The sequence below is a fragment of the Streptococcus mitis genome (assembly GCF_003942965.1).
Taxonomy (GTDB): domain Bacteria; phylum Bacillota; class Bacilli; order Lactobacillales; family Streptococcaceae; genus Streptococcus; species Streptococcus mitis_BH.
Map to the genome: position 1 here is coordinate 58,992 of NZ_RJOG01000001.1, position 17,646 is coordinate 76,637.

The 17,646-nt window shown below is 42.6% G+C and carries 18 protein-coding genes and 1 riboswitch; of the genes, 8 read left to right on the plus strand and 10 right to left on the minus strand.

The features are described from left to right. Nucleotides 1–60 precede the first annotated feature (60 nt). Nucleotides 61–211: riboswitch (M-box (ykoK) riboswitch) on the minus strand. Nucleotides 212–268: 57 nt separating this feature from the next. Both D8837_RS00345 and uvrA read right to left on the minus strand, forming a co-directional pair. After that, nucleotides 269–1,330 (minus strand): M24 family metallopeptidase, encoded by a 1,062-nt coding sequence (locus D8837_RS00345; RefSeq protein ID WP_125455830.1) that lies wholly within the window; start codon nt 1,328–1,330, stop codon nt 269–271. After that, nucleotides 1,323–4,154 carry an excinuclease ABC subunit UvrA gene (gene uvrA / locus D8837_RS00350; protein ID WP_125455831.1) on the minus strand — a complete coding sequence of 944 codons (2,832 nt, stop codon included), beginning with the start codon at nt 4,152–4,154 and terminating at the stop codon, nt 1,323–1,325. Before uvrA ends, D8837_RS00345 begins: the two co-directional genes overlap by 8 nt. A 131-nt stretch (nt 4,155–4,285) precedes the next feature. Between uvrA and D8837_RS00355 the strand changes: the two genes are divergently transcribed. The 5 genes from D8837_RS00355 (at nt 4,286) to D8837_RS00375 (ending at nt 7,847) form a co-directional block, all read left to right on the plus strand. After that, the gene (locus D8837_RS00355) at nt 4,286–5,230 is read left to right on the plus strand and encodes a magnesium transporter CorA family protein (protein ID WP_000815623.1); all 945 of its coding nucleotides are present in this window, start codon (nt 4,286–4,288) and stop codon (nt 5,228–5,230) included. Nucleotides 5,231–5,241: 11 nt separating this feature from the next. Further along, a complete protein-coding gene (locus D8837_RS00360) occupies nt 5,242–5,919 on the plus strand; it encodes a DUF1129 domain-containing protein (RefSeq protein ID WP_125455832.1) in 678 nt (225 codons plus the stop codon). A 15-nt stretch (nt 5,920–5,934) separates the two neighbouring features. After that, the gene (locus D8837_RS00365; RefSeq protein ID WP_000331824.1) at nt 5,935–6,282 is read left to right on the plus strand and encodes a hypothetical protein; all 348 of its coding nucleotides are present in this window, start codon (nt 5,935–5,937) and stop codon (nt 6,280–6,282) included. A gap of 161 nt (nt 6,283–6,443) precedes the next feature. Beyond that, nucleotides 6,444–7,478, plus strand: a complete 1,035-nt coding sequence (locus D8837_RS00370; protein ID WP_125455833.1) for a S66 family peptidase — start codon at nt 6,444–6,446, stop codon at nt 7,476–7,478. 105 nt (nt 7,479–7,583) lie between these two features. Continuing rightward, the gene (locus D8837_RS00375; protein WP_000166114.1) at nt 7,584–7,847 is read left to right on the plus strand and encodes a SemiSWEET family transporter; all 264 of its coding nucleotides are present in this window, start codon (nt 7,584–7,586) and stop codon (nt 7,845–7,847) included. A gap of 89 nt (nt 7,848–7,936) precedes the next feature. On the opposite strand, the gene D8837_RS00380 is transcribed toward D8837_RS00375, so the two are convergent. From D8837_RS00380 to mutL, 3 genes are read right to left on the minus strand one after another with little or no spacing between them, the layout of a single operon-like run. Beyond that, nucleotides 7,937–8,500: a DNA-3-methyladenine glycosylase I gene (locus tag D8837_RS00380; protein ID WP_125455834.1), complete on the minus strand. Its 564-nt coding sequence runs from the start codon at nt 8,498–8,500 to the stop codon at nt 7,937–7,939. Between the two features lie 9 nt (nt 8,501–8,509). After that, nucleotides 8,510–9,103: a Holliday junction branch migration protein RuvA gene (gene ruvA / locus D8837_RS00385; RefSeq protein ID WP_000273417.1), complete on the minus strand. Its 594-nt coding sequence runs from the start codon at nt 9,101–9,103 to the stop codon at nt 8,510–8,512. Between the two features lie 15 nt (nt 9,104–9,118). Then, on the minus strand, nt 9,119–11,068 hold the full coding sequence (gene mutL / locus D8837_RS00390; protein WP_125455835.1) for a DNA mismatch repair endonuclease MutL: 1,950 nt from the start codon (nt 11,066–11,068) through the stop codon (nt 9,119–9,121). A gap of 205 nt (nt 11,069–11,273) precedes the next feature. Here mutL and D8837_RS00400 point away from each other — a divergent pair, with 205 nt between their 5' ends. Both D8837_RS00400 and D8837_RS00405 read left to right on the plus strand, forming a co-directional pair. Further along, nucleotides 11,274–11,714, plus strand: coding sequence for a LytTR family DNA-binding domain-containing protein (locus D8837_RS00400; protein WP_125455836.1), 441 nt, complete (start codon nt 11,274–11,276; stop codon nt 11,712–11,714). After that, nucleotides 11,711–12,169 carry a DUF3021 domain-containing protein gene (locus D8837_RS00405; protein ID WP_125455837.1) on the plus strand — a complete coding sequence of 153 codons (459 nt, stop codon included), beginning with the start codon at nt 11,711–11,713 and terminating at the stop codon, nt 12,167–12,169. The genes D8837_RS00400 and D8837_RS00405 overlap by 4 nt, the downstream gene beginning before the upstream one ends. Before the next feature lie 47 nt (nt 12,170–12,216). Here D8837_RS00405 and nrdI read toward each other — a convergent pair whose 3' ends face one another. The 5 genes from nrdI to D8837_RS00430 all read right to left on the minus strand — a co-directional run bounded on the left by nrdI (nt 12,217) and on the right by D8837_RS00430 (nt 16,913). Beyond that, nucleotides 12,217–12,681 (minus strand): class Ib ribonucleoside-diphosphate reductase assembly flavoprotein NrdI, encoded by a 465-nt coding sequence (nrdI, locus tag D8837_RS00410; protein ID WP_045605171.1) that lies wholly within the window; start codon nt 12,679–12,681, stop codon nt 12,217–12,219. Between the two features lie 77 nt (nt 12,682–12,758). Continuing rightward, nucleotides 12,759–13,292 carry an ABC transporter permease gene (locus D8837_RS00415; RefSeq protein WP_125455838.1) on the minus strand — a complete coding sequence of 178 codons (534 nt, stop codon included), beginning with the start codon at nt 13,290–13,292 and terminating at the stop codon, nt 12,759–12,761. A 60-nt stretch (nt 13,293–13,352) separates the two neighbouring features. After that, nucleotides 13,353–14,639: a response regulator transcription factor gene (locus tag D8837_RS00420; RefSeq protein WP_125455839.1), complete on the minus strand. Its 1,287-nt coding sequence runs from the start codon at nt 14,637–14,639 to the stop codon at nt 13,353–13,355. An 11-nt stretch (nt 14,640–14,650) separates the two neighbouring features. Beyond that, on the minus strand, nt 14,651–16,321 hold the full coding sequence (locus D8837_RS00425) for a sensor histidine kinase (RefSeq protein ID WP_312023202.1): 1,671 nt from the start codon (nt 16,319–16,321) through the stop codon (nt 14,651–14,653). Next, complete coding sequence (locus tag D8837_RS00430) at nt 16,299–16,913, minus strand: YesL family protein (protein WP_125455841.1); 615 nt, start codon at nt 16,911–16,913, stop codon at nt 16,299–16,301. The genes D8837_RS00425 and D8837_RS00430 overlap by 23 nt, the downstream gene beginning before the upstream one ends. A 134-nt stretch (nt 16,914–17,047) precedes the next feature. Here D8837_RS00430 and D8837_RS00435 point away from each other — a divergent pair, with 134 nt between their 5' ends. Beyond that, nucleotides 17,048–17,617 (plus strand): MptD family putative ECF transporter S component, encoded by a 570-nt coding sequence (locus D8837_RS00435; protein WP_084862730.1) that lies wholly within the window; start codon nt 17,048–17,050, stop codon nt 17,615–17,617. Nucleotides 17,618–17,646: the final 29 nt, after the last annotated feature.

A 17,646-nucleotide genomic window follows, 5' to 3' on the forward strand; every position in this document is an offset into this window, starting at 1 on the left:
CCTTTCTTTGTTTTAAACAGTAGAAAATCCCACCATAAAATGGCAGGATTAAAAAACTAATTATCTGTTTTTCGTTCAAGCTTTAACTCCATAGGGCAATGAAATGAGCTTAGTCTTGGCCTTCGCGACCAGGACTGTTGACCAACGAGTAGTGTCTCCACTGCTTTGCGGTAGTCATCCGTATCCCTATGGTAGCCTCACCTACCGTTTTCGTTTTTCAGTATAAACCTTTAAAATTTAAAAGTCAACCATTTGAGTTGTTTGACTCTTAAATAACTATCAACTCTTTTGGAGCAAGAGTCAATAATTCACAACCTGTCTCTGTAATCAGAATATCATCCTCGATACGAACGCCATATTTGCCTTCAATATAGATACCTGGTTCATCGGTCAAGGCCATACCTGCCTTAATAGTTTCAGTAGAAGTTTGGCTAAAGTAAGGCTCTTCATGAATATCCAGTCCAATACCGTGTCCGATACCGTGGGTAAAGTAGTCGCCATAGCCTGCTTCGATGATAATATCACGAGGAATTTTGTCAAAGTCACGGAAACCTAATCCTGCCTTGGCTTGGTCAATAAGGGCTTGGTTGGCTTTCAAAACCGTATTGTAAATCTCTGCCTGCTCGTCGCTAACATGCCCCAAGTAGATTGTCCGGGTCATATCGCTGACATAGTGGTCATAAAGGCAACCGAAGTCCATAGTGATGGCTTCTCCCAGCTCCACTGGTTTGTGCATAGGATGGGCATGAGGTTTGGAAGAGTTGATCCCACTAGCTAGAATAGTGTCAAAAGACAAGCCAGATGCTCCCAACTCACGCATGCGGAAGTCAAGGAAGTTGGCAATCTCAATTTCAGTCTTTCCTGGCTTAATAAAGTCAAGCGCATCGCGGAAAGCTTGGTCTGAGATAGAACAAGCCTTGCGAATAGCTGCAATCTCCGCTTCATCCTTAATCATACGAAGACCTTCAACAAACTGAGTTTGTGGAAGCAAGTCAACTCCTTCAAAGGTTGCCTGCATACGGTGATAATAAGAGACCGAAATCTCGTCCTCAAAACCGATTCGAGACAAGCCCATATCCTTGACAATATCTGCAATGACAGCCAATTCATCGCGATCAGCCACAATCTCAAAACCAGTGGTTTCTTGCTTAGCTGCGATGATATAGCGAGAGTCTGTCACCAAGACCTGACGGTCACGGCTGATGAAGACTGTTCCGTTTGAGCCCCAAAAACCAGTCAGGTAATAGACGTTTTTGAGATTATTAATGATGATGCCATCTAGTTCTTTTTCTTGCATTTTAGCGAGAAATGCTTGTACGCGTTTATTCATGATGTAACTTTCCTTTCAAATAGTGTCCTGTGTAGCTGGCTTCGTTGGCCGCTACTTCTTCTGGAGTTCCTGTTGCGATGATGGTTCCACCACCTACACCACCTTCAGGTCCCAAGTCAATAATATGGTCTGCTGTCTTGATAACGTCTAAATTGTGCTCAATCACGAGGACTGTATTGCCATCGTCAACAAAGCGAGCCAAGACTTTAAGCAAGCGAGCGATATCCTCTGTATGCAGCCCTGTCGTCGGCTCATCCAGAATGTAGAAAGATTTTCCTGTCGATCGTTTGTGGAGTTCACTAGCCAGCTTCATACGCTGGGCTTCTCCCCCAGAAAGGGTGGTAGCAGGTTGCCCTAGCGTCACATAGCCTAGCCCTACATCCTTAATGGTCTGAAGTTTGCGTTGAATCTTTGGAATGTGTTGGAAGAATTCCACCGCATCGTTGACAGTCATGTCCAAGACCTGCGAGATATTTTTTTCCTTGTAGTGAACTTCTAGGGTTTCACTGTTGTAGCGGGTTCCGTGGCAGACCTCACAAGCTACATAAACATCTGGCAAGAAGTGCATCTCAATCTTGATAATCCCATCACCTGAGCAGGCTTCACAACGACCACCCTTGACGTTGAAACTGAAACGCCCCTTCTTGTAGCCTCGAATCTTGGCTTCATTTGTTTGAGCAAAGAGGTCACGTATATCATCAAAGACTCCCGTATAGGTAGCAGGGTTAGACCTTGGCGTTCGTCCGATAGGGCTCTGGTCAATGTCAATCAATCGGTCTACATGCTCAATCCCTGTAATAGTCTTAAATTTACCAGGCTTGTCTGAATTACGGTTGAGCTTCTGGGCAATGGCTTTTTTGAGGATGCTGTTGATTAAGGTCGATTTCCCTGAACCTGATACCCCTGTCACCGCGATGAATTTTCCTAGCGGGAAACGAGCAGTGATATTTTGCAAGTTATTCTCACGCGCTCCTATCACTTCGATAAAGCGACCATTTCCCACACGGCGCTCTTCTGGCACTGGAATGGCACGTTTGCCTGACAAGTACTGGCCTGTGATAGACTTGCTGTTGCGAGCCACCTGTTTGGGCGTACCTGCAGCAACAATCTCCCCACCAAAAACACCGGCACCGGGACCAACATCAATTAGATAATCAGCCTCACGCATGGTATCTTCGTCGTGTTCCACCACGATAAGGGTATTGCCCAAGTCACGCATCTTTTTCAGACTGGCAATCAGGCGGTCATTGTCCCTCTGGTGGAGACCGATTGACGGCTCATCCAAAATATAGAGGACACCTGATAGGTTGGAACCAATCTGGGTTGCCAAGCGAATACGCTGACTTTCACCACCTGAAAGGGTTCCTGCCGAACGTGACAGAGTCAGATAGTTGAGTCCCACGTTATTGAGGAAGGTCAAGCGATCCTTGATTTCCTTGAGGATTGGGCGAGCAATGATGGCTTCATTTTCAGATAGAGTCAACTGGCTTACCAAGTCCAAGTGGTCTGCGATAGACAGGTCTGAAATTTCTCCGATGTGTGGCCCTTGCTCACCACCCACACGGACAGACAAGGCTTGGTCATTGAGACGATAGCCATGACAGGTTCCGCAGGTCAACTCATTCATGTAAAGGCGCATCTGGGTGCGGGTGTAATCACTGTTAGTCTCGTGGTAGCGACGTTTGATATTATTGACAACTCCCTCAAACGGAATGTCGATATCGCGCACACCACCAAATTCATTCTCATAGTGGAAATGGAATTCCTTGCCATTAGACCCATAGAGAATCAAGTTCTTATCCTCTTCTGACAAGTCCTCAAAAGGCTTATCCATATCCACTCCAAATGCCGTCATGGCCTGCTCTAGCATGTTTGGATAGTAGTTGGATGAGATAGGATTCCAAGGTGCCAAGGCTCCCTCACGTAAGGTTTTGCTGGCATCTGGCACTACCAAATCAGTATCCACCTCCAGCTTAATACCCAAACCATCACACTCACTACAAGAACCAAAAGGAGCATTAAAGGAGAAGAGTCGAGGCTCTAACTCTGGAACAGTAAAACCACAAACTGGACAGGCATAATGCTCAGAGAAGAGCAACTCCGAATCGTCCATCGTGTCGATAATGACATAACCTTCTGCGATACGAAGGGCTGCCTCAATGGAATCAAAGAGACGACTACGGATACCCTCCTTGATGACAATACGGTCAACCACGACATCGATATTGTGTTGCTTGCTCTTGGACAACTCTGGCACTTCGGTCACATCATAGACTTCCCCATCCACACGGACACGGACGTAACCATCTTTCTGAATCTTCTCAATAACACTCTTATGTTGCCCTTTTTTCTTGCGGATGACCGGAGCTAAGATTTGCAGACGCTGGCGTTCTGGCAATTCCAAAACCTTATCCACAATTTGCTCCACAGAAGAAGCCTTGATGGCTCCATGCCCGTTGATACAGTAAGGCGTCCCCACACGAGCGTAGAGGAGACGCAGATAGTCATTGATTTCAGTCGTTGTTCCCACCGTCGAGCGAGGGTTTTTACTAGTCGTTTTCTGGTCGATGGAAATAGCTGGGCTAAGACCATCAATAGCATCCACATCAGGCTTCTCCATATTTCCCAAGAATTGACGAGCGTAGGCTGACAAACTCTCTACATAGCGACGTTGTCCCTCAGCATAGAGGGTATCAAAGGCCAGACTGGATTTCCCAGACCCTGACAAACCAGTCACGACAACCAGCTTGTCTCGTGGAATCTCCACATCAATATTTTTCAAATTATGGGCACGCGCCCCATGAATGACAATTTTATCTTGCATCTTTGTTCTTTCTAGTCCATTATTGCTTACCATTATACCAAAAAAAGTGAGATTCTATTACCCAAAAGGCCAATTTTGTAGTATAATAGTACGGTGTGAAAAAATCTGAAAAATGAGAAAGGATAAGGGATATGAAACAAGTTTTTCTCTCTACAACAACTGAATTTAAAGAGATCGATACGCTTGAACCGGGTACTTGGATCAATCTCGTCAATCCGACTCAAAATGAATCACTCGAAATCGCTAACGCCTTCGATATCGATATTGCCGACCTTCGAGCACCGCTCGATGCGGAAGAAATGTCTCGTATTACGATTGAAGACGAGTACACCCTGATTATCGTAGACGTGCCGGTCACAGAAGAGAGAAATAATCGCACCTACTACGTAACCATCCCGCTTGGTATTATCATCACAGAGGAAACCATTATTACTACTTGTTTGGAACCATTACCTGTCCTCGATGTCTTTATTAACCGTCGATTGCGTAATTTCTACACTTTCATGCGTTCGCGTTTCATCTTCCAGATTCTCTATCGCAATGCAGAGCTTTACCTAACAGCCCTTCGTTCAATAGACCGTAAGAGTGAGCAAATCGAAAGTCAACTGCATCAATCAACTCGTAATGAAGAATTGATTGAGCTCATGGAATTGGAAAAAACCATCGTCTATTTCAAGGCTTCCCTCAAAACAAATGAACGTGTGATTAAGAAATTGACCAGCTCAACCAGCAATATCAAGAAATACCTTGAGGACGAAGACCTGCTTGAAGACACCCTGATTGAAACCCAACAGGCCATCGAGATGGCAGACATTTATGGAAACGTCTTGCATTCTATGACAGAGACCTTCGCCTCTATCATTTCCAATAACCAGAACAACATCATGAAAACCTTGGCCCTTGTGACCATCGTCATGTCCATCCCAACCATGGTCTTTTCTGCCTACGGGATGAACTTTAAAGATAATGAAATCCCCCTAAACGGCGAGCCAAATGCCTTCTGGTTAATCGTCTTTATTGCCTTTGCTATGAGTGTCTCGCTCACTCTCTATCTCATCCATAAAAAATGGTTCTAAGAGGAGTTCCTATGTCTCAGATTGATCTACAAAAATTAACTAAGAAAAACCAAGAGTTTGTCCACATTGCTACCCAACAATTCATCAAAGATGGAAAAACAGACGCTGAAATTAAGGCTATTTTTGAGGAAGTTATTCCCCAAATTCTTGAAGGGCAAGCCAAGGGTACGACTGCTCGTTCCCTCTACGGCGCACCGACCCATTGGGCTCATAGTTTCACTGTCAAGGAACAATATGAAAAAGAGCATCCAAAAGAAAATGATGATCCAAAGCTCATGATTATGGACTCAGCCCTTTTCATCACTAGCCTCTTTGCCCTCGTCAGCGCCCTCACAACCTTCTTCTCAGCAGATCAGGCTTTCGGCTATGGACTTGTCACTCTCCTGCTAGTTGGACTTGTTGGTGGATTTGCCTTCTACTTGATGTACTACTTTGTTTACCAATACTATGGACCAGATATGGATCGCAGTCAACGCCCACCTTTCTGGAAATCTGTACTGGTTATCCTAGCTTCTATGTTTCTTTGGTTGCTTGTCTTCTTTGCAACAAGCTTCCTACCAGCTAACCTTAACCCAGTACTTGCTCCATTACCACTAGCTATTATCGGAGCATCCCTCCTAGCCCTTCGCTTTTATCTCAAGAAACGCTTGAACATCCGCAGCGCAAGTGCAGGACCAACACGTTACTAAGAAAAGGAAAGAGCTATGGCATATAGTCAATCTTTAGCTCAGCAGATTCGAAAAATTCTAGCGCTCAAACTTCCTCCCCAAATTTTCGAAGAAGAGCTAGAAGAAAAGAAGCTGTTTGGTGGCCTGGCCTTTATGATTCGTGGTAAAATGGTCCTTACTGTCAGTTCCAGAAAGGATGAACTGGTTATGGTCAGAATTGGCAAGGAAATGGAGAAGCAAGTTCTACCCCGAACAGGAGCTCATACTACATTGATGAGGGGGCGCCTTTATCATGGGTATATAGACTTAGATATAGAAGGCCAAAAAGAATTGCCTTACTGGATTGATTTGGCTCTCTCCTATAATCAAGAGTTGACCAAGTAACTCATATCTAGCGAGATTACTGATTAGAAAACGAAAAGCAACTGCACCAGCGGTTGCTTTTTCACTTGCTTGCCTACAAGCTTCCCTCTACCCTTTTCCCTATAGTTTTCTCCCATCTTTTATGATAAAATAGGCTCAATCAATTTCTAGGAGGAAGAAATATGGTTTCTACTATTGGTGTTGTTAGTTTATCTAGTGGCATTATCGGAGAGGACTTTGTCAAACACGAAGTGGACTTGGGTGTCCAACGTCTCAAGAACCTGGGACTCAATCCTACCTTTTTGCCTCATTCGCTAAAAGGATTAGACTTTATCAAGGACCATCCTGAAGCTCGTGCAGAGGATTTGATTCATGCCTTTTCTGATGATAGCATCGACATGATCCTATGCGCCATCGGTGGAGACGATACCTATCGCTTACTACCTTATCTTTTTGAAAATGACCAACTACAAAAGGTTATCAAACAAAAAATTTTTCTTGGCTTCTCGGATACAACCATGAACCATCTCATGTTACACAAACTAGGAATCAAGACTTTTTATGGTCAATCCTTCTTAGCAGACATTTGTGAATTGGACAAAGAAATGCTAGCCTATAGCCTTCACTACTTTAAAGAATTGATTGAGACGGGAAGAATCTCAGAAATCCGCCCTAGCAATGTTTGGTATGAGGAACGAACTGATTTTACTCCCAAGGCTCTGGGGACACCTCGTGTCAGTCATGCAAATACCGGTTTTGAATTATTGCAAGGAAATACCCAGTTCGAGGGGGAAATCCTCGGTGGTTGCCTCGAATCCCTCTACGATATCTTTGACAACTCTCGATACGCAGACAGCACGGAGCTCTGCCAAAAATACAGACTTTTCCCTGACTTGTCAGACTGGGAAGGAAAAATCCTCTTGCTAGAAACAAGCGAAGAAAAGCCTGAGCCGGAAGACTTCAAAAAGATGTTGCGGACTTTAAAGGACACTGGCATATTCGCGGTCATCAGTGGACTCCTGGTCGGAAAACCTATGGATGAAACTTTCTATGGCGACTATAAAGAGGCACTATTGGATATTATTGACAGCAATATCCCGATTCTCTATAATCTAAATGTTGGCCACGCAACTCCAAGAGCAATTGTCCCCTTTGGCGTCCATGCCCATGTAGATGCACAGGAGCAAGTCATTCGCTTTGACTATAACAAAAAATAAATAGTTTCTCTATTTTTGTGCTTTTGTATTCGTTTTCGTTACAATTTGTATCTGAATTTATTGCATTTCGCTAATTTCTATGTTATCCTTTTGAAGGAGGTGTATATGACAAAACAAAAAATTAATCGAATCGTAGGTTCTATTGGTGCCTTTATTGGAATTATAGTATTTATTGCCTACATACCTCAAATTATCGCTAATTTACAGGGAAATAAAGCTCAACCATTTCAACCTTTATCAGCTGCTATATCTTGCTTAATCTGGGTTATTTATGGATGGACAAAGGAACCTAAGAAGGATTGGATACTAATCATTCCAAATTCAGCTGGTGTTATTTTAGGTGGAATCACTTTTTTGACTTCACTCTAACAAATCTAATAGTATATATAAAAAGCTGGGAAAAGTTTCTCAGCTTTTTTCTATATTCTATTCTCAGATATGCGAGTTACCTGTACACACTAATGACCGCTTTTCCACTCACAATCGTTCTCATGGTCATCAACCAGGCCTGCAGCCTGTAGAAAAGACAAGACGGCGACTGGGCCTGTGAACTTGAAGCCTCGTTTTTTGAGATCTTTGGCTAATTTCTCAGATAAGGGGGTTTTAGCTGGGGCTTGGCGGTAATCGGGAACATCGTTAACGATCGTTTTCCCCTCAACAAAGGACCAAAGATAGGCATCAAAAGAGCCATAGTCTTCCTGTAGTCGTAAAAAGGCTTGGGCGTTAGTGCGTGTAGCAAAAATCTTGGCTCTATTTCGAATGATGGATGGATTCTCCAGCAAGGCTTCCAATTCAGTATCGGTCATCTCTGCGACTGCTTGAATTTGATAGCCATGAAATGCTTCTCGGAAAGCTTGACGTTTGTTGAGCACCGTTTCCCAAGACAAGCCTGCCTGATAGGTTTCCATACACAGCAACTCAAACAAGGCTTGGTCATCATGGAGGGGCTGCCCCCACTCTTCATCATGATAGGCGATGTAGAGCGGATTGGTCACTTTGACCCACGAACAACGTTTTGTCATGCTCTACTCCTATTTGACCAACATTTTAAGGGCCGACTTGATATAGTTCTCAGCTGTATCTGTCGTTCCTTCAAAGAATTTCTTGATTTTCTTGAGCTCGGTTGCCTTGTAGCCCAGAGCCAACATGGCCTCCATAGCTTCTTCCAATTCTTGGTTTTCAGCGCTAGCTTGCACTGCCACTTTGGCAGGAAGATCATCTCCTGCAACTACTACCTTACCTTCCAAGTCCAACACCATCTGTTGGGCTGTTTTCTTGCCAATTTTAGGGAACTTAGTTAAGTAGGTGATGTTCTTGGTTTCAATGGCTTGAACCAAGCCAGCATTGTCATCAGCAGCGATAATAGCAAGAGCTGATACAGGACCAATCCCAGATACCGAAATTAGACTAAGAAAGAGCTTTTTCTCGTCTTCTGAGCGAAATCCATAAAGCAGATGAGCATCCTCACGCACAACTTGATGCACATAAATTTGAGCCTCCTGATTAACCTGACCTGAGTAGGCATAGGGGTTGGCCACATGTAGGATATAACCGATACCATTGGTTTCAAGAACAATGTATTTAGCAGTAATTTTGGTAATGATTCCTTTTAAATATTCGTACATAGTTTTCCTTTTAGTTTAATATTTCCCTAACTCACGGAGACTGGTGTGATTTTCCTGAATGCGACGGAACATCTTTTCCATATCCGATTTGGTAAAATGCACCAAAACAGGACGGCCGTGGGGACAGTTATAGGGATTGTCACATTGAGAGAGCTGATAGAGGAGTTGTCTAGCTGAATAATCATCAATACGATGATTGGCCTTGATTGACCGCTTGCAGGACATCATGATAGCCAGTTCTGCTCGGTATTTCTTGATAGAAACTTCCTTGGTCAAGAGTAGCATATCACACATTTCATAGATGCCTGACTCAATCTCTTCTTCTGCCATCCAAATAGGATGTTCACGTAGGATGAATTGATTTTCCCCGTACTCTGCTAGAAAGACTCCCACTTCCTCTAAAAGAGGCATTCTTTCCTTGAGACGAAGGGCATCATCCGCTGGAAATTCAAAGATATAGGGCACTAGGAGTTGCTGCTGGCTCTGATCAACATTGCCAATGCTTTCACGGTACTCCTCGTACTTGACCCGTTCCTGAGCCGCATGTTGGTCTATGATGTAAAGCCCATCTCTCCCCTGGGCAAAGAGATAGGTCCCATGCATCTGTCCGAAAAATTCCAATTCTGGGAAGCTTGATGATTCTTCTCGCTCCAGCTTGTCATAGGCCTTATCAAGACTTGCTAAGTCTAGCTCTGGATGGTCTAATTGGTCATAGTTAGCAGGCCTTCTCTCTGCAAAATGCAGTTTTGCTGGCTTGGTCAGCTGATCCAAGGTTTCCTTGGCAAATAAAGTTAAATCCTGTCCTTCATCAGTCAATTCTACCTGATAATCAGCTACTTCAGCTTGACTAGGTCTTATCGGCTCTGTTTTCTCATAGTAGAGCGTATTTTCTTTGAGTGGGAGAATGGTCTGCTCCACCTTCTCACGATTGCGCACGGTAGATTTGGCAAGATTTTCCAAGGCATCTGGTATCAAGGTTTGTTCCTTGAGACTGTTGGAAATAGCTTCTGAAACCAAGGCCATCAATTCTTTTTCCTTGGAAATCCGCACCTCTTGCTTAGTCGGATGCACATTGACATCCGCTAGATAAGGATCGATATGGATGTGAATGACAGCCAATGGAAAACGCCCCACCATAAGCTTGCTGCCATAACCATCTAAAATAGCACGATTGAGTAGGAAATTCTTGATATAACGACCATTGATGAAGAGGCTGATATAGTTGCGATTAGCCCGAGTCAACTCAGGCAAGGATACAAAACCTGAAATTTCGAAATCAAGGTCAGAATTTTCAATTTCAATCATCCTCTTGGCGCTAGCTAAACCGTAAATCCCTGCGATAGCTTGGCGCAATTGACCTGTTCCCGCTGTTCGCGTCATTTCCTTACCATCACTAATCAAACTAAAAGAAATCTCAGGATGGGCCAAGCCCAGACGGTTAACAATATCAATGATATGAGACAACTCTGCTTGCTGGCTCTTCATATACTTGAGGCGGGCAGGCGTATTGAAAAAGAGATCCTCCACGCAAACCTTGGTTCCCACAGGACTAGTCGCTGGGATGACTTCTTCAACTTCTCCCCCACGCGCAACGAGCTTGGTCCCATGACTCGCACCATCCACCGCAGTCAACAGAGTCAAGACACTGACAGAAGCGATAGAGGGCAGGGCTTCACCTCGAAATCCGAGCGTCCGAATCCGAAATAGATCTGCTTGATTTTTTATCTTACTAGTCGCATGTCGACGCAAGGCCAATTCCACCTCATCGTGGGCAATTCCATGACCATTATCTGTGATTTGAATCTTCTTGAGACCTGCTTCCTCAATCTCAATGATAATCTGACTAGAACCCGCGTCAATGGCATTTTCTACCAGCTCCTTAACAACGCTAGCTGGACGCTCGATAACCTCTCCAGCTGCAATCTGGTTTGCCAGCACCTCTGGCAATTCAATAATATGAGACATCTTTCAGCCCCTTTCTGTATCTATTTTCCTAGAAATTGATTAGTGCTATTATACCATATTTCAGAAAGGACAGAAAAGCTCCACCACATAGGATACAAATCCCTCCACATAGACAAAGTCCCTTGCCAGGTGTCGTAAAATAGTGTTTAATAAAGGTGTACAAGAAGTGATCACAATTTTGTATGAAAAACAAGGAGAGAAATTTATGAAAGTAGAACTACAGATTAGTGAGACTTATAAGGAGGAAAAACTGATTGTCCAAGCACCTCATCCGACAGATAAAGTCCAAAAAGTCATCGAGTTCGCAGAAAATCTTGACCAAAAAGAAACAATCAAAGGAAAGATTGATGATCAGGTCTATCTCGTTAAGATTGGCAAGATTCAGCGCTTCTATATCGAAAATCGTAAGGTTCTAGCAGAAACAGCAAGTCAGACCTACAACATTGATTTGCGACTCTATCAGGTCCTTGAAATTCTGCCAAGCAATTTTATCCAAATTTCCCAATCAGAAATCATCAATATCAACTCCATCTCTCATCTCAAGCTAACCCCAAACGGCCTAGTAGAAATTTTCTTGAAAAACGAAAGCTTCACCTATTCTTCACGCCGTTATCTAAAAACCATCAAGGAGAAATTAGAACTATGAAAAAACAAATCTTCCACGACGCAGCTGCTGGTGTTCTTATCGGCCTCATCCTCTCTATCATCTTTTCACTCATTTATGCACCAAATACCTACGCACCACTGAGTCCTGAATCTCTGATCGGACAAGTGATGGCTCAACATCAGGTTCACGGTGCCTTGGTCTTGCTCTACTGCACACTGATCTGGGCAGCCATTGGTATTCTATTCAACTTTGGTAAACGATTATTCAGCCGTGACTGGAGCTTGCTCCGTGCAACTCTGACCCATTTCTTCCTTATGCTAGTAGGCTTTATCCCATTAGCAACCCTAGCAGGTTGGTTCCCCTTCCACTGGATTTTCTACCTCCAGCTCATTATCGAGTTTGCGATTGTCTACCTCATCATTTGGACTATTTCCTATAAAAGAGCATCAAAAAAAGTAGACCATATCAATCAACTCTTGAAGCATAAAAAGTAAGAGTGCTGATAAAACCACTTGGAATAATAAAAAAGTCAAGCCTAAGCTCAACTTTCCAAATCATACAAATCTGAGATAATAGCTGCGACACGTTTGATATCTCCCAGCATACCTCGCATTTCAAAGTCAGCCAATACAGGGAAGCCAAAACGTTGACTATATTGCTTGGCTGTCAGGCAGTATTGGTTATTAAAGTTACGATTTCCTGAACCAACTACGCCAAAACACTTACTAGCATTGTCACCATAGGCTATAAAATCTCCCACTGGCGTTGTCAATATCTCAACATCTCCGTTATCAACGCCATTCCCACCTTCAAGGTAGGTCGGTAAAAAAGCGACATAGGGATGGTCCATTTCATAGAAATCTTGGCCTTCCTTGACCAAATCCTTGATATGAATCTTTTGAACCTCAATCCCCTCGTACTGGGATAAGAGATAGTCTTTCAAGCGTGTCACAAAACTTTCAGTATTGCCACTCAGACTAATATAAACTAAAGAAATTGTCTTCATATTTACCTCCATGATTTTATCTATAATCGAAAAATAACTACCAAGATTGTATCTTGATAGTTATTTTTTGTCAATACTTAGGCAAGTTCTTCTGTTTCCTCTTCTTCTGCCAAGGCTTTTTGCTGACGCCACATCTTGTAGAAGACGATTGCTAGGAAGATAACATTGAGTACGATCCCAAAAATAGCAGAACCTTTGGCACCAAGCTCCGCTCCCATACGGATGTTAGGGTCTGTAAAAAGTGAAACCGCATCCTGAACGCCGATAAAGTTGTAGATAGAACCAACGATGGCAACGAAAACATAAGCAAGATAAGTGTAGTTAGCCAATTGGATGTTTTTACGAACAAGGAAAACCAAAGATACAACCACCAGAATAACAGATAAGACAACCAAGAGAATGCTGAAGATAGAATGACCATTCTCCGATACCTTAATGGTGTAAGCAACGAGCTCCTTAGCATAAGTAGCATTAACACCTGATGCTGATGTTTCTAGATTGTTCATACCCTCCGCAGTAGGTACTGGAGATATGATTCCAAATAGTGACATTGCTGAGAGTAAGGCTGAAAAAATCAGTAATACCCATAGATAGATTGGTTTCTTTTTCATGATAGAACCTCCTGATATTATTATTGATATTATAGCACCTTTTGTAAAGGAATACAAATATTATAGTGTCGTTTCTACCTGTTTTCGGTAGGCTTTTGGCGATTTTCCGCATAATTTTCGGAAAACTTTATAGAAATATCCAACATTACTGTAACCAACAGCATAACAAATATCTTCGATGCTGTCACTAGTTGAAAGCAAAAGTTGTTGGGCAGCCTTAATGCGTTGTTTGTTTAAAAGCTCTGCGAAGGTCGAATTGGTTTCTCGCTTAATCAACTGCCCCAGATAGACAGGATTGATAAAGAGATCCTTACTGATATCCTTGAGGGAAAGTTCTTTCTGATAATCACGCCCAATGACTTCTAGCACACTAACCACATTTTCATTCATCCGATATTGCCCAAAGAATCGGGTCAGAGTTTCCTTGATATAAGGAACCAATTCATCGAAGGTTTGAATAGCATGAATGGTTTTGACAATATCCGTCATATCATCAGCTTTGAGGTGTTCAAACAAGTGGAAGACATCCATGACAAACTGGATAAAAAGCTGTTTGGTAATCGGAACACGCGGCGTATTTTCAAGAACCACCTTCTCCAAAAGGTTCAACTCTTCAACGATTTGATTGAGATTCCCCTGAATGATAACCCTATAAATCGGTTCGTAGTAGGCAAAGAGACTCTGAGACTGTTTTAGATTTACAGAACCGTAAAAGAGGGCTTTCTCAGCATTCAGCTTCCAGTGTTCAAAGTGTTCTTGATAGGGAGCTTCAAAAGGTGTAACAACTAACCCATCTAGGGGTTGGTCAGAAATGAAAATCTGCCAGTCTTGACCCAATACATAGTAGGGAATGGTGAAAGAGCCTTGTTTTTCCTTGGATAGACCTATCCACCAATTCTCCTTACCTCCTAGATAACTAACAAATCCAGCCTCGTCTAAATCTTGACTGAGAGTCTGACTTTTCTTTCTTCTCTCTCCAAGCTGACCTGCAATCTTCTCCAGCAGATTTCCTAGCTCTACCTTATCAACAGGCTTAACCAGATAGTCCACCACACTAAGGTTCATAGCTCTTTTTACATAATCAAACTCCTGATAACCTGAGAGCAGGATATAGGCAGCATCTGGTAAAATCTCTTTCATTTCCCGAATCATATCAAGCCCTGTTTTGTCGGGCATATTGACATCTGAAATGATGACATCGACGGGATTTTCCTGCACATATTCGAGGGCTTCATCGGCATGACTGGCTGTTGCGACGACCTCCATATCCCACTTATCAAAGGGAATCAAACGTTTCAGACCTTCTGTCACCATGTACTCATCATCTACTAATAATACTTTATACATTTTCTCCCTTTCTACTCATCTTGAATTGTAATACGATACTGAACACCTGCTTGCTCTGCAGACTCTATAGTAATAGCATAGCGATCCCCAAAATAGAGCACAAAACGCTCATGGACATTGACAATCCCGATAGACTGCTTTTGTTCACTGTAACTGGCTTGGTGTTCAAAATGTCTCTGACTTAACTTTTCTCGGATATCGACCAGCTTTTCAGTCGACATTCCACGGCCATTATCGACCACCAAAATTTCTACAAAACCATCCTGTTTAAGAGCCTTGATGCTAATCACATTATCTGTCCGTCTGTGGTCAACACCATGCGCGAAATAATTTTCTACCAGCGGTTGCAAGGTAAACTTAGGAATCTTCATATTCTCTAACTCTGGATCTATCTTGAAACCATAGGCAATGGACTTGGGATAGCGAACCATGCAGAGATAGCTATACTTCCGACAAAATTCTAATTCCTGTTTGAGAAGAGTTTCTCTTTCGTCAGAAATATTATTACGCAAGAGACTACTGAACTCATAAATAATATCTGCCAGCTCATCTTGACTTTGCATGACTGCGTACATACGCAAAAACTCTAGCGTATTATACATAAAATGAGGATTGATTTGCGCCTGCAAGGCCCGCATATTGGCATCTTTTTGACTAAGCTCTAACTGATAAATATCATGGATATTCTTTTCCAAGCGATCCAACATATCATTGGTGGTCTCTGCGATTAGGAGCAATTCCTGATCCTTTTCAAGCGTATCAATGCGAAGACCTTCTTGTCCTTGGGCAATAGCTTGGATGGAATCCACCAAATCCACTACCTGCTTTTGATAATTGGCAAAGGTCTGCCTCAAAGTCAGATAGAGAATAACAATAAAGAGCATGCTCAAGCCCACAATCAAAGCAGAGCTAGCCACTGTTCCTTGTAAAACAAAGTTTTTAGGAACTGCCACCTGAACCTGATATCCATGAGAAGTCATACCAACAAACCAGTTCTCATGTTCCCTATTGACCCTCTCACCAATATGAAAAATCTCCGTATCAAATGGTGATGTCACAGTAACAGCCATCGGAATATGACCTCGGGTATTGTCAATAGCATGATATAAAACTTCTGGATCCAAGGAGATGTAAATCACTCCTATAGATTGATCCGTTGCTGGGTCCAGAACTGGAATTCCAAAACTATTGACCTCTGGTTTAAAGGCCTCAGCAGGCAAGATATGACCACTTCTTTTATCCCTTGTTGACACATAAACTTCTTTAAAATCCTGCAAGACGATTGCAACACCCGTTATAGAGTCATTTTGGACATAAAGATCATCAATGTTTTCATACAGAGAAATAGAAGTTGACGAAGCTGCTTGATGCTCCAACAGCCAATAAAAATACTCAGAAGTTGACAAGCTAAAGTACTTATAAATCCCTTGTATCCGTTCTTGATTGGCTACTAAATCTTGCGCCAGTTGGGCTGACTCCCGATAATAATACTCCACCTCATCGACTGTTCGAGTGGTTACACGTTGGGCTACTCTTTGAGCTTCCTTTTCCCGTGAATCCCAGTCAGCGTAAGAGAGTAAGATTGCAAAACTCGCAATAATAATCATCATAACTGAACTGTAGGTTCTTAGAAGCGTATGTAGCCAAAACTGCTTCATTCTATCTTGTCGCCAATTTTTCATGGATACTTTCATAGACCGGTTCCAACATATCACTAATAAAGAAATGCCACATCCCAATTCCTACAAAGAAAAGTAGGGCAGGCATATAGTAACCAATTGCCACAAGTAGCACTGTCCCAAGGAGAACCTTGGCCACAGCTGATAGACTCATAAAGATGCCAATCAAGGATAGTTTGAGACTATTTCGATAGGACAAATCAAAATAAACTTGTAATTTCAAAGACACTGTATAGGCCAAAAAGATCAGGACAACTACTAGGACATTCAAAAAGGTCGCAATCAAATGAATAATAGTCTGATGAGGCAATTGCACCAAGAGATACAGGCCATAGACCAAAACTAGATCCACCCCTAAAAAGCTATAGAAAATCAGGTTGCTTGAGACGAAATTTTGCTTATAAAGAGACCACGCCTCCTTCAAACTGTATTCCCGAAAACTATAACCATGTTCTGCATATAGGCTCATCAAGGTAGCACTAGCCGGCGCTAGACCAAGGATAATCCCTCCTGCTAAAGTTAATAACCAAAAGAAGGCTGTCGCAATCATCCCTAAAAAGAAACGATTAAAGACAAAGTCTAAAAATCTCCCCATGATATCCCCCTAAAAATAACTATGAAACTATTATATCATATTTCAAGCGTTTTCAAAAACTTCTAGTATTCATTTACAATCCCACCAAACCATGGTAAAATGAGAATTGTGAAAAAATTATCAGGAGACAATTCATGAAGAAATCTATCTTAACTACACTTCTTTTTGCAGTTCTTTACTTCCTCTGCATGGGGATTGGTGTCCTTTTGGGCAATCTCTTTGACCAAGCTGGAAACATGTTTTATGCGCCTGCCTTTACTGCCCTTGTCGGCGGTAGCGTCTATATGATCCTAGTCGCAAAAGTTCCGCGCTTTGGAGCCATTACCACTATCGGCCTTGTCATCGCCCTCTTTTTCTTGGGAACTAAACACGGTGCCGGTGCCTTCCTTCCTGGAATTATCTGTGGCCTGCTAGCAGATGCAGTAGCTAACCTCGGAAAATACAAGGACCAAACTAAGAATTTCCTTTCTTTCATACTCTTTGCCTTTAGCACATCAGGACCAATTCTAATCATGTGGATTGCGCCCAAAGCCTATATGGCAACCCTTCTAGCAAGAGGAAAATCCCAAGAATATATCGACCGTATCATGGTTGTGCCAAACCCTGGAACCATCCTTCTATTTATCGCAAGTATTGTCATCGGAGCCCTAGTGGGTGCCTTGATTGGACAAGCATTGAGTAAAAAATTGGCACAGAAAATCTGATTACTAAAAAAGAGCCACACGGCTCTTTT

What these genes read in the sequence shown, in the direction of transcription:
- D8837_RS00345 (WP_125455830.1), bottom strand. Translation starts at nt 1,330, where the DNA reads ATGAATAAACGCGTACAAGCATTTCTCGCTAAAATGCAAGAAAAAGAA.
- uvrA (WP_125455831.1), bottom strand. Translation starts at nt 4,154, where the DNA reads ATGCAAGATAAAATTGTCATTCATGGGGCGCGTGCCCATAATTTGAAA.
- D8837_RS00355 (WP_000815623.1), top strand. Translation starts at nt 4,286, where the DNA reads ATGAAACAAGTTTTTCTCTCTACAACAACTGAATTTAAAGAGATCGAT.
- D8837_RS00360 (WP_125455832.1), top strand. Translation starts at nt 5,242, where the DNA reads ATGTCTCAGATTGATCTACAAAAATTAACTAAGAAAAACCAAGAGTTT.
- D8837_RS00365 (WP_000331824.1), top strand. Translation starts at nt 5,935, where the DNA reads ATGGCATATAGTCAATCTTTAGCTCAGCAGATTCGAAAAATTCTAGCG.
- D8837_RS00370 (WP_125455833.1), top strand. Translation starts at nt 6,444, where the DNA reads ATGGTTTCTACTATTGGTGTTGTTAGTTTATCTAGTGGCATTATCGGA.
- D8837_RS00375 (WP_000166114.1), top strand. Translation starts at nt 7,584, where the DNA reads ATGACAAAACAAAAAATTAATCGAATCGTAGGTTCTATTGGTGCCTTT.
- D8837_RS00380 (WP_125455834.1), bottom strand. Translation starts at nt 8,500, where the DNA reads ATGACAAAACGTTGTTCGTGGGTCAAAGTGACCAATCCGCTCTACATC.
- ruvA (WP_000273417.1), bottom strand. Translation starts at nt 9,103, where the DNA reads ATGTACGAATATTTAAAAGGAATCATTACCAAAATTACTGCTAAATAC.
- mutL (WP_125455835.1), bottom strand. Translation starts at nt 11,068, where the DNA reads ATGTCTCATATTATTGAATTGCCAGAGGTGCTGGCAAACCAGATTGCA.
- D8837_RS00400 (WP_125455836.1), top strand. Translation starts at nt 11,274, where the DNA reads ATGAAAGTAGAACTACAGATTAGTGAGACTTATAAGGAGGAAAAACTG.
- D8837_RS00405 (WP_125455837.1), top strand. Translation starts at nt 11,711, where the DNA reads ATGAAAAAACAAATCTTCCACGACGCAGCTGCTGGTGTTCTTATCGGC.
- nrdI (WP_045605171.1), bottom strand. Translation starts at nt 12,681, where the DNA reads ATGAAGACAATTTCTTTAGTTTATATTAGTCTGAGTGGCAATACTGAA.
- D8837_RS00415 (WP_125455838.1), bottom strand. Translation starts at nt 13,292, where the DNA reads ATGAAAAAGAAACCAATCTATCTATGGGTATTACTGATTTTTTCAGCC.
- D8837_RS00420 (WP_125455839.1), bottom strand. Translation starts at nt 14,639, where the DNA reads ATGTATAAAGTATTATTAGTAGATGATGAGTACATGGTGACAGAAGGT.
- D8837_RS00425 (WP_312023202.1), bottom strand. Translation starts at nt 16,321, where the DNA reads ATGAAAAATTGGCGACAAGATAGAATGAAGCAGTTTTGGCTACATACG.
- D8837_RS00430 (WP_125455841.1), bottom strand. Translation starts at nt 16,913, where the DNA reads ATGGGGAGATTTTTAGACTTTGTCTTTAATCGTTTCTTTTTAGGGATG.
- D8837_RS00435 (WP_084862730.1), top strand. Translation starts at nt 17,048, where the DNA reads ATGAAGAAATCTATCTTAACTACACTTCTTTTTGCAGTTCTTTACTTC.